Here is a 10,159-nt window from a genome sequence, read left to right on the forward strand (position 1 = left end):
CGGAACCTGACCGTGTCCGTTCGGTCAGCGCCGCCGGGCTGACAATCCCGCCACGCTCACCGACGCGGTCGGCGCGGCCGGCACCGATGACGGGTGCCAACGCCGCGCCGACCGCCGCCGGCTTCTATCACGGGTACGGGTCGGTGCCGTTGACGGCGCGCGGTGCTTCCCGCACCCCGGGGTGGGTCAGCGACCGCTTGTAGACGGCGATCGCCACCATCCGGCCGTCGCGTCCACCGCCGACGATCGTGGCGAGGATGCCGATCACCGGCGACTCGTCGTTGTCGTGGCCATAGCGGATATCGGAGACCCGTACCCGCATCGAACAGTCGCCGTACACCCAGTCGGCCTTGCCCAGGTGCAGCATCTCGCCGATCCGCAGCGGCTGGTCAGTCATCGGCGTCGTCCTTTCCGTGCGGGTAGCCGTCCCGCATCAGCCCGGACAGTTGCAGCACCGCCCGCACCCGCCGGGCCTTGCCCGGGTCCCAGCGGTCGAGGATGACCAGCGACCGCTGCAACGGCCGGCACGGCGCGGCGACGTCGCAGGTGCGGCATTCCCCGAACCGCGCCGACGGCAGATGCTCGGCGATGTCGAGCCGCGCCTGGTGCACCGCCTGCGCCACCACGGTGTCGCCGGGGTCGAGCGCGGCGTCGATCGCGCCGGTCAGAGCGGGGTCGACCGCGCGGGCGGCGGTCAGCCGGAAACGCGGGTCACGGCCGATGTCCGTCTCTCCCGGCGTGCGTCGCGGCAGCGGCGGCCGGTTCGGGGTCGCATCGGTACGCCGTGGCGTACCGATCGACGTGTAGCGGGCCAGCCGGGGCGTCCCGCCGATCCCGTCGTTCCTGTGCACCACCAGGCTCCTCCTCGAATAGCCAATGAGTCGAGACATCCACCCTGGACTCGCAGTCACGGTTCGCGGAACCCGGCTGGCTCCCCCGTGCACGCCGGGAGTCCCATGACGCGAACCCGCGACCACCACGAGGGAAACTGAGGGATATGAAAGCCTTGCGACGACAGGTGTGCATCTGATAGCACGAAGATCAATTACTCCACCCGATCTCGAAGTTGTCCACAGCGCTGCAATCCATGCTGGACTCCTCGTCATTCGCGGAGGAACATGAATGGTGACCACACGCATCGGGCCGCCCAGCGGCAGCGCCTCCGTTGCGTGTGCACGAGGGAATCCGAAGGATGCGAGGGGCTTGTGAGCGGCAGCGAGTATCTGATATCGGAGTTGCGGCGAGTGCGCGAGTCGATGGGCCTCACCCAGGAGTCGTGGGGCGAGCGCGTCCACTTCTCGGCGAAACACGTCGGCTCCATCGAGCGCGGCGAACGCCCCGCCCTGCCCAACTACCTGGGCATGGTGGACAAGGTGTTCGGCACCGCGTTCATGAAGTTCTACCGCGAGTTCGTCATCGGCGAACACGCCCCGGTCTGGTTACGGCCTTTCATCGAACACGAGCAGCAGGCGAGCTTGCTCCGTGTCTTCCAACCGCTCGCAGTACCCGGCCTACTGCAAACCGAGGCGTACGCGAAAACCATCATCACCGCGTACGGCGCAAGGGAGGAAGACTTGGAAGCCGCGCTCGGCACGCGACTCGCCCGGCAGGAGATTCTGCGCCGCAAGCCGGACCCCTGCCAGCTCGTCGCGGTGATGGACGAGTGGATGCTCCATCGGGAGATCGGCGGGCCGGAGGTCATGCGGGAACAGATGCTCGCGATCCTCGCCGCGAGCGAGTTACCCAGCATCCGGGTGCACATCATCCCGACGAGCGCGGGTGCTTATTTGGGCCTCGACGGCCCGTTCACGCTCGCGACTGTCGACGGCAGATCAGTCGGCTACCTGGAAGGCCACCTCAAAGGTCGCGTCGTTGAAGGATCCGAAGACACCGCAGACCTTGAACGGACCTGGGAGGCCGTGCGGGAGTACGCTCTGCCCGGAAACCAGAGCCGCGACGTGATCATGAGGATGGCGGAGAAGTGGACATGACCGCTGCACGTTGGCACAAGAGCACCCACAGTGACACGAGCGGGTGTGTCGAAGTAGCCGAGAACCTTCCTGGTCGGGTGTACGTCCGGGACACCAAGGACCGCGACGGTGGCACCCTCGCCTTCGCGCCGGCCTCGTGGCGCGCGTTCGTCGCGGCAGTGAGCACCGACCGCTGAGCCTGTACCGGTTCACCAAGCAGCACCAACGCTGACCGAGCCCGGCCACTGCCCGCGACTGCGGGAGTGAGCCGGGCTCTGCCAACGCCTCGCCCTACCGGCTGCTACGTCACGCCTTCGCTTTGCGGCCCCGGGTCGCCTTCGGCGGACGCCACGAGGTCAACGCCTCGTCGGTCAGGTGCAGCCGGTTGGTGGTCTCGTCGAGGAAGCCGGCGTAGATGTCGGCCGGCGACGCGCTCCACTCTGCGTCGAACTCGCTGTGCCACTGCTTCACCCACGGCAGCACCTCACGCAGACCGGCGACCAGCGGCAGCAGCCGGTCGGCGTCCCAGCCGTCCTCCTGCTCCCGGGCCACGATCAGCGTGGCGAGGGCCTGCGCCTGCTCCCGGTGGTCCCAGCCGGCCCAGCCGAGCAGCAGCGTCGGATCACCGTCGCGGCTCGACCCCGGGTACGAGATGAACCGCTCCTTTGGCACATCCAGCTTGCCCCGGTGCCGCCAGTAGCTGTTCTTGACGAAGTCCGCCGACGTGTACTTCGGCGGCACCGGGATCCGCTCCCGCACCCGCTTCTTCGCCGGCTCGTCCGGCTGGGCGTCCTCCTCGCGCTGCAGCTGCCACACCTGCTCCCAGTCGGCGCGCTTCACCAAACCGGACGGCTTGTAGCGCAGCGCCGCCAGGTGCGGTACGTGCTCGTCGGCGACCAGGTCAACGATGACCTTGCCGAGATCCTGGCCCGGCGCGTACAGCTGGGCGACCGCCAACACATCGGCGTCGCGGCGCAGCTCGTCGGCCAGCTCGGCGGCGGTCAACGGACGCGGCTGCTCCATCCCGTCGACGGTGTGGAACCACAACTCGCGCGCCTCGCACCGGTCCAGCAGCCAGTCCCGCAACGCGGCCTGCTCCATCTTGTCCCAGCCATCGGTGGACCAGCGCCGCTTACACTCCGGCCGCTCGATCAGCCCGATGTTGCGGTTGCTCTCGATGACGTCGATCCGCCGCTGCACCACCGCCCGATACTCCTGCGGCCAGTGCGCCGGGATCTCGGTGATCGGCGTCGAACCGTGCCGGTCGAACCACTGCGTTTCCGCCTCGCCGGCCGCGACCTTGCGGGCCAGCACGATCTCGAACGCCCGCTCCCCCAGCCGCAGCTCCGGCACCGATCCGGCCGGCGCGGTGAACTCCTCGTCGAGCAGCCCGTAGAGCTGGTACACCTGCCAGTCCAGCTCCTCCTGCAACGCGATCATCCGCGCCCGCGTCGAATGCCACTCGTCGCGCGCCGCCGCCAACCGGTCCCGGGTAGGCACGCTCTCGGCGGCGACCACCGCCGGGCTCACCGCCGCGAGCCGCTGCGCCAGCGAGTCGACCTGCTGAGCCACCCCCAACGGGTACGCCGCCGGCAACGGAAACTCCTGCAGCTTGGTCCCCGTGAACTCGTAGAAGTGCTCCCAGTCGTCACTGGTGAAGCCACCGCCCTCGCCACGGATCCCCTTGTCGTGGCTGACCTGCTTGAGCCAGAAGCACGCCGTCGAGCTGTTGAGTACGCCGAGCAACCGCAGGTGATCCTCCTCCGACGCCCCCTCCCCCAACTTAATCACCGGCGCCGAACGGTTAAAGACCTTCCCACCCCGGTCCAACACAAAATGATTATGCGTAGCCACAAAAGCGAACGCAATCGACAACGGCACCCGGTAACGTCGCCCGAAGAACATGGAGTACTCGAACCACTTTAGGCCGCGGTCAATTTGACTGGAACCATACGCAACTCGATCTTGCAAAATGCGCCGGAAAGGCCAAAGAAGAGCACTCGCGGGACCGTCTACTGCGGCGGAAAGGTCTTGCTCACGGTACGGCCATATCGAATCAATCGGGCTCGACACAGCCCAATCACGAGTAACGTCACCCTCCACCAGGGGGCGCCTGTGACTACGATCCACCGCTTTCCTACGCAGGACTCCTTCGCCGAGCATATATGCGCCGTCTTCGCGCGTCACGGCACCGAACCCTATCTCCTGGATCGCACTGGTCAAGCGCGCATCTCCGGCCCCTTCAAGTGCAACCTGGAGGCCAGGAGCTCCACCACCAGCAAGGCTCCATGGGTGTTTGGCGAAGAATTGTCGCGGCACGTCATCGACACTAACCCACACAGACTCAGATTTTGGACTATCAACCTGAGAAACAATTGCATTCCAGACAAACCCATCAGCCGGATTCTCCGGTGCATTGGGCTCCCCACGGATGCCAAGTACAGCACGCACGGTATTCAACCGATACAAGTTTGTATTCCGGCCCACCAGAATGACCGTCGGCGTGCCATGGCCAGGAATATACGCACCGGAGGTGTCGATCACATGAGTCAGGTTTACATTCAACGCAAAAAGATCCGCAACCAGCCGTTTCCCAAACTCACGCTTCATAAATGAATTCGCGGTGATCTGACCTACGTAGCCGGCGCCCTTACCGTCACTGCCGGCCGACCTGGCCAGGTTGAAGAAGCGCTGTGCGAACGGCACCGACAGGGCGTACTCCCGATAACAGGCAGAGTACATCTCCCGGTACGCCTCGTTGAGGCCCTTGTCCTTGACGGTGATGTAGGGCGGGTTACCGACCACGACGTGGTAGCGGCCGACCTCGCGGATGCCGGGGTGCTCGTCGATGTCCTCGGTGGCGTAGGTGAACTCGACAATCTTCTCGGCCTCGGGATCCGTACCCGGGATGGTGTTTGCCCGGTGTTTGATCAGGGCGTCGCCTACTGCCAGGTGCATGGGGAAGGTGTAGCCTGCGACGTCGGCGAGGGACTTGAAGCCGCACGCTTGGATCGCGGCGATCAGCAGCCGGAAACGGGCGATCGACACAGCGAACGGGTTGATGTCGATGCCGTGCACGGCGTCCAGGGCGAGCCGGACCCGTTCCTGCGGATCCCGGTTCGGGGCGTGCTCCTCCCACTGCTTCAGCAGCCGGTCGAACGCGCCGAGCACGAAGTGCCCGGAGCCGCAGGTCGGGTCGATCATCTTGACCACGTCGTGGCCGAACTCGTCGATCGCCGGGGTCAACGTCAGGTCGAGGATGAACTCCTCGACGAAGTCCGGGGTCTGCAGCAACGCATACGTCTTGCGGGCCGCCTCGGACAGGTCCTGGTAGAGGTCACCGAGGAACCGCGTACCCCACTCGGGGTCGGTGAAGTCGTGCACCAGCGCCCCGTCCGCGCCCCGCGTCCGCCAGAACGCGACCAGCGACTTCGCCGCGTCATGCGAGAGCGGGATCTGGTAGAGCGGGTTGTGCCGCTGGTCGAACAGTGACCGGCCGGCCTGGCTAGCGGCGATCGCGTCGAACGCGGTCAGCAGCCAGCCACGCAACGTCTCATGTGGCTGGTCGCGGAAGAACTGCGCCTCGGCCTCCTCGGCGATCACCATCCGCTCCCCCGGCCCGGCCAGGTACGGATCGGTCAGCAGCGAATTGTCCTCACAGAAACGGACGAACACGCTGCCGAGCACCCAGGCCACCGCCGCCTGCGTCACCCGCTCATCGCGCCACGAGGTCCAGGTCGCCGCGGTACGCCCGATCTTGAAGGCCCGGTCGTATTCGCCGCGCAGCCGGCCGCGCACCTCCTCGACCGCGTCGACCTGCCCTCGCAGGTCGTTTTCCAGCGATTTCACCTGGTTCTTCAGGTCAACAAGTAGCAGTTTTCGGTCGATCACAGCACGACTCTAGTGCCCCCGCCACCCCACCCGGCACCGCCCAGCCGGGTGGCGACACCCCCAACAACCGGCCATCCCTCGACGGCACAGCACCGACTCACGCCAGAAGCTCCTCCACCCGTCGGCGCTTCTCCCCCGGAATCTGTTGCAAAATCGACTCGGCATGCTCCTGCGTGACCAGGGCGAGCAATACCGCAATCCGCCCTTCCCACAAGCCCATAAGGGCGTGGGCCGCCCGGTCGGCCGGCAGCCCGGCCACCACGTGACACGCCCGCCGTGCCGGCATTCGACGAAACAGCCTGGTGAGACTTATGTCTTCTACTTCTGCCAGTAGATCCGAAGCCCGCTCGACCAGCACATCATCGGACATCCCGCCGAGCAATTCGCTGAAGTTTGATAAGTCTGATACGGCAATAACCCGCGCGGCTTTACCCGCCGAGATCGCGGTCAGCCACTTAGCAGCATACGATGAAGGAAAAAAAGAGATCAGGTTCTCGACGGTCTCGGCCGACATGGCCTCCAACAGCTCCACCCACGAGCTGAACTCTAGCTCAACCATGAACCGAATCAATCGATCTGCGGGGATCGCCGCGAACATAGCCGCCGCATTCCAACGCCCCGTGCCTCTGCGCGACAAATCCACTGCAAGTCTCGCAGCAGCTACATCCGCGAAAGTCATGAGGATCTGGGCTGTCCTTTGGGGCTCCATCTCCGACAGCAGCCGCAGCTTCGACTCCTGCGAGTGCTGTACTACCAGCTCGGCGGCCGGTTCGGCAGGCATATGGCTCAGGATGGCGGCGGCCTGGGTATCGGGAATCCTTACCAGTCGTTCGTAGGCCAACTGGTGGTCCATCCGGGCCAGAATCTGCCCGGCCGACTCCGGTGGCATCGCCTGCAGACGGAGGCGGGCTACCTCCGGGTCCATGTCGGCGACGATCACCACTGCCTCGTCACGGGTGTCGGCACTGGCCGCCATCTCGGTCAGGACCTGCGCCGCCGCCGCGACGTTCAGCACCGTCAGCTTGCGGGCGTTCGCGTGCGGCTCACCGGAGATCACGATGTCCCGCCCAGCCTGAAACACCTGCCCCTGCCCATCCGCCGAGGCGTTCATGCTGGTGTCACCGGCTGACGGCACGTCGACCCTCCCGCCCAATCATCGGTCGCTGGTGGTGACCACCATAGACACCAGCGTCACCAACGCGCCGCCTACCACAGGTGAGGCTTGACGACCTGCTGCTTCGCCTCCGGCATCTGCCGCACGATCTCGGCGGCCCGTTCCTCGGGAACCTGAGCGAGCAGCACGGCGCACCGCGTCTCCGGCACGCCCGCGAGGGCAGCGGCCACCCGATCATCCGTCAGACCGTTCAGCAGCGTGCCAGCCCGCCAGACCGGCTTGAGGAGAGTGAACACCGTTCTCAGGTAATCCTCATCCACCTTAGACAGCAGCGAGCCACTGCGCGCGGTGAGTGCTTCGCTTGACATGTTGGCGAATGCCACGACCGTCGCCTCGGCAGATGCAGCAGCCACCACCCGCGCGGCTTCGGCACTCGACAGCCACGCCAACCAGTATGCGCCGTGCGCAATCGTAAACGGAATAAGCGCCATCAGGACCGGAAAAGACCAATTGATCTCAAGCCGTGCAGGGAACTCGATCAGTAGCTCTGCTACCAGTGAATCCGGCATCTGGGCCAGGATCGCCGTCACCTCTTCTGGTTCCATCCTGGCCAGCTGCTGCACCGTGCGTTCCGGCGGAAGCTCGGCGGCGAGCATGGCTGCGGACCAGACCGGCATGCACCTCAGGATGGCTGCACCCGCGCCATTCGGGATCTTCGTGAACCGCTGGAGGACCAACTGGTGGTCCATCCGGGCCAGGATCTGCGCGGCCCACTCTGGCTGCATTGCACCGAGTCGACTCGCCGCCACCTCCGAATCCATGTCGGCGACAATCACCACAGCCTCGTCACGGGTCTCGGCACTGGCCGCCATCTCGGTCAGGACCTGCGCCGCCGCCGCGACGTTCAGCACCGTCAGCTTGCGGACATTTGCGTGCGGCTGACCGGAGATCACGATGTCCCGCCCAGCCTGAAACACCTGCCCCTGCCCATCCGCTGAGGCGTTCATGCTGGTGTCACCCGCTGACGGCACTCGGCACTCCTGGTCTGTTGTTCGTCGCCAGTGGTGACCACGATAGACGCGGAGTCTTCACGATCGGATGCGGGTGATCGGAGGGGGTGCCGGCGTGGCGGGTCGACCAGGCGAAGTGGATCAACGGTGGTTCCGCGGTAGTGGATCACAAGTTGAGCCGCAGTGCTGGGCCACGGTGGTGCCGGGCTGCCCCTGAGCGCGGAGCGCGCCAGCGACTCGGCCACAATGATCTGCGACGGGCCGGACACAGGAAGTGATCATGGGGCATGTTGACAGCGGGTCGGGCACCCCTCCACCGGCACCGGGCGGCCTGCCGTCGCTGCCCGAGGTGTTCGGTGTCATCGTGCCCATCGTGATCGCGGCGGGCACACTCATCGGCTTCGCCGCTGGCGGCGTCGACGGGGTGGCCATCATCGGTCCGATCTCCGCGGTCCTCGCCCCCGTTGCGGCCTGGGGGTGGTACGCGGCGCAGCAGACACAGGTCCGGCAGGGCCGGGCGGTCGTACCGCTGCCGTGGTCCCTGCTGATCCTGGTGCTGGTGCTGCCCGTCGCGCTGGTGGTGTGGCTGCCCTCGGCGAGTGGCCAGCTCCGCCCCGAGGACGAGGAGTCACCGACGCCCATCTGGTCAACCACGCCGTCGCCGACCCCGACGCCCACCGGGTCACCCGCACCGACACCGACGCCCACCCCGACTCCGTCGCCGACCCCGGCACCCAGCCCCACCGAGGATCCGGTGCTCGGCTGGCCGACCGACGCCAACGACGGGCCGCCGAAGCTCTGGGCCTACTTCGGCTCGGAGTTCTTCTTCCCCGACTGGGTCTCCTGTCACGACAATGACTGCCTGGTCGGCGAAGGCACCCAGGTGCACGTCTACACGCTCGACCCGTTGGGCCGCGACCGGACGTTCCGTGGTGACGTCGCCGACCCGGTCACCACGCTGATCAGTGAGGGCTTCACCCCGACGCAGGCGTACGCGCTGCTCGAAGACCACTAGTGACGCGGGCCGGCTGACCGGGGTGGCCGGTCAGCGGCGGGCGGCCAGCACGGCGAGGATCTCCCGGCGCACCTCGGCGGTGTCGTGCACCAGCCGCCGGTGGCTGAACCGCACCACCTGGATGCCCAGCGTGGCCAGCCAGGCGTCCCGACGCAGATCCACCTCCCGCTGACCGGGCGCGCCGTGCACGCTCGCGCCGTCCAGCTCGAACGCGACCCGTTGCGCCTCGGCGTACACGTCGAGGTAGCAGGTGCGCCGCCCGTCGCTGACCCGCACCTGCCGGCGCAGCGGCGGCATCCGGGCACCGGTGAAGACGTGGTCGTGACCCCAGATCTCCAACGGGCTGTGGCAGCCGGCCGCCAGCTTGCCCAGCAGCTCCCGTAGCTGCGCCCGGCCGGGCAGCTTCGGCGCGCCGGCCAGCGCCGCGCCGATGCGCCCCGGGGTGCTGTGCCGCCCCGCCACCGCCTGGATCACCGGGCCGCGCCGCTCGCCGGCCGGCAGCAGCGGCCACGAGTCGACCAGGGCCCGGTCCAGCCGGGTCACCGGCACCCCGTGGCGGGTCAGCGTGTCCGGCGCGTCGAGGCTGAACCCGCGTACGTGGTGCACCACCAGCCCGGGGTGGCTGCTCAGCCGTACCGTCGCCGGGACCGTCAGGTGCACCGGCTCGCCAGCGGTCGGCTGCCACAGCCCCCACAGGTGCAGCGCGGTCAGGTGGCTGAACGCGCCCCGCCCGTCGGCGTAGCCCAGCGCCGCCCGCCGGGCCCGTGCCGGGTCGAGCCCGCCCAGCCCGGCGGCCGGATACCGGCCGGGGTCGCCGGTGCCGGTCACGTCAACGGTGCCGACACCGACCACGCCACCGGCACCGGTGCCGGTGCCGGTGGCGGTGGCGAGCAGCGTGGTGTCGGCGTACACGCCGGGCAGGATTCGGCGCACCCGCCCTTCGCGGCGGGCCACGTCGATCGCCCAGGACGGGACCACTTCGGCGGCGTCGCGCCGGCAGAGTACGCCGTGGTTGCGGTCGAGCAGGGTACGCAGCTGCGGGTCCATGCCGCCGAGGGTGCCCGCCCAGCCGCGCTGGCGCTGCCGTCACCAGGGTGGTCTGTGGACAACCGGGCGGCTGTGGACGGGGTTGCGGCGATCGGATGCTGGTGATCTGACG

The 10,159-nt window shown here is 67.4% G+C and carries 9 protein-coding genes; 3 read left to right on the forward strand and 6 right to left on the reverse strand.

The genetic code is table 11. From position 1 onward, the window contains the following. Positions 1-127: 127 nt before the first annotated feature. Positions 128-397 carry a hypothetical protein gene (locus tag O7629_RS12555; protein ID WP_278169356.1) on the reverse strand — a complete coding sequence of 90 codons (270 nt, stop codon included), beginning with the start codon at positions 395-397 and terminating at the stop codon, positions 128-130. Further along, positions 390-854 carry a hypothetical protein gene (locus O7629_RS12560; protein ID WP_278169357.1) on the reverse strand — a complete coding sequence of 155 codons (465 nt, stop codon included), beginning with the start codon at positions 852-854 and terminating at the stop codon, positions 390-392. Before O7629_RS12560 ends, O7629_RS12555 begins: the two co-directional genes overlap by 8 nt. Positions 855-1,205: 351 nt before the next feature. Between O7629_RS12560 and O7629_RS12565 the strand changes: the two genes are divergently transcribed. Both O7629_RS12565 and O7629_RS12570 read left to right on the forward strand, forming a co-directional pair. After that, on the forward strand, positions 1,206-1,991 hold the full coding sequence (locus tag O7629_RS12565; RefSeq protein WP_278169358.1) for a helix-turn-helix transcriptional regulator: 786 nt from the start codon (positions 1,206-1,208) through the stop codon (positions 1,989-1,991). Further along, positions 1,988-2,167, forward strand: a complete 180-nt coding sequence (locus tag O7629_RS12570) for a DUF397 domain-containing protein (RefSeq protein WP_278169359.1) — start codon at positions 1,988-1,990, stop codon at positions 2,165-2,167. Before O7629_RS12565 ends, O7629_RS12570 begins: the two co-directional genes overlap by 4 nt. A gap of 109 nt (positions 2,168-2,276) precedes the next feature. On the opposite strand, the gene pglX is transcribed toward O7629_RS12570, so the two are convergent. The 3 genes from pglX to O7629_RS12585 form a co-directional block, all read right to left on the reverse strand. Continuing rightward, positions 2,277-5,861, reverse strand: a complete 3,585-nt coding sequence (pglX, locus tag O7629_RS12575; RefSeq protein WP_278169360.1) for a BREX-2 system adenine-specific DNA-methyltransferase PglX — start codon at positions 5,859-5,861, stop codon at positions 2,277-2,279. Between the two features lie 97 nt (positions 5,862-5,958). Next, complete coding sequence (locus O7629_RS12580; RefSeq protein ID WP_278169361.1) at positions 5,959-6,972, reverse strand: hypothetical protein; 1,014 nt, start codon at positions 6,970-6,972, stop codon at positions 5,959-5,961. 95 nt (positions 6,973-7,067) lie between these two features. Beyond that, entirely contained in the window at positions 7,068-7,982 is a 915-nt protein-coding gene (locus O7629_RS12585; protein ID WP_278169362.1) for a hypothetical protein, read from the reverse strand. Positions 7,983-8,265: 283 nt separating this feature from the next. Between O7629_RS12585 and O7629_RS12590 the strand changes: the two genes are divergently transcribed. Beyond that, positions 8,266-9,000, forward strand: coding sequence for a hypothetical protein (locus tag O7629_RS12590; protein WP_278169363.1), 735 nt, complete (start codon positions 8,266-8,268; stop codon positions 8,998-9,000). A 30-nt stretch (positions 9,001-9,030) separates the two neighbouring features. Here O7629_RS12590 and O7629_RS12595 read toward each other — a convergent pair whose 3' ends face one another. Further along, complete coding sequence (locus O7629_RS12595; RefSeq protein WP_278169364.1) at positions 9,031-10,047, reverse strand: DUF559 domain-containing protein; 1,017 nt, start codon at positions 10,045-10,047, stop codon at positions 9,031-9,033. Positions 10,048-10,159 lie beyond the last annotated feature (112 nt).

It is taken from the genome of Solwaraspora sp. WMMD792 (assembly GCF_029626105.1).
Lineage (GTDB): Bacteria > Actinomycetota > Actinomycetes > Mycobacteriales > Micromonosporaceae > Micromonospora_E.

Excerpts from the sequence above, each read along its gene's own strand:
- O7629_RS12595 (WP_278169364.1), bottom strand. The coding sequence starts at position 10,047 with ATGGACCCGCAGCTGCGTACCCTGCTCGACCGCAACCACGGCGTACTC.
- O7629_RS12555 (WP_278169356.1), bottom strand. The coding sequence starts at position 397 with ATGACTGACCAGCCGCTGCGGATCGGCGAGATGCTGCACCTGGGCAAG.
- O7629_RS12590 (WP_278169363.1), top strand. The coding sequence starts at position 8,266 with ATGGGGCATGTTGACAGCGGGTCGGGCACCCCTCCACCGGCACCGGGC.
- O7629_RS12580 (WP_278169361.1), bottom strand. The coding sequence starts at position 6,972 with ATGAACGCCTCGGCGGATGGGCAGGGGCAGGTGTTTCAGGCTGGGCGG.
- O7629_RS12585 (WP_278169362.1), bottom strand. The coding sequence starts at position 7,982 with ATGAACGCCTCAGCGGATGGGCAGGGGCAGGTGTTTCAGGCTGGGCGG.
- O7629_RS12570 (WP_278169359.1), top strand. The coding sequence starts at position 1,988 with ATGACCGCTGCACGTTGGCACAAGAGCACCCACAGTGACACGAGCGGG.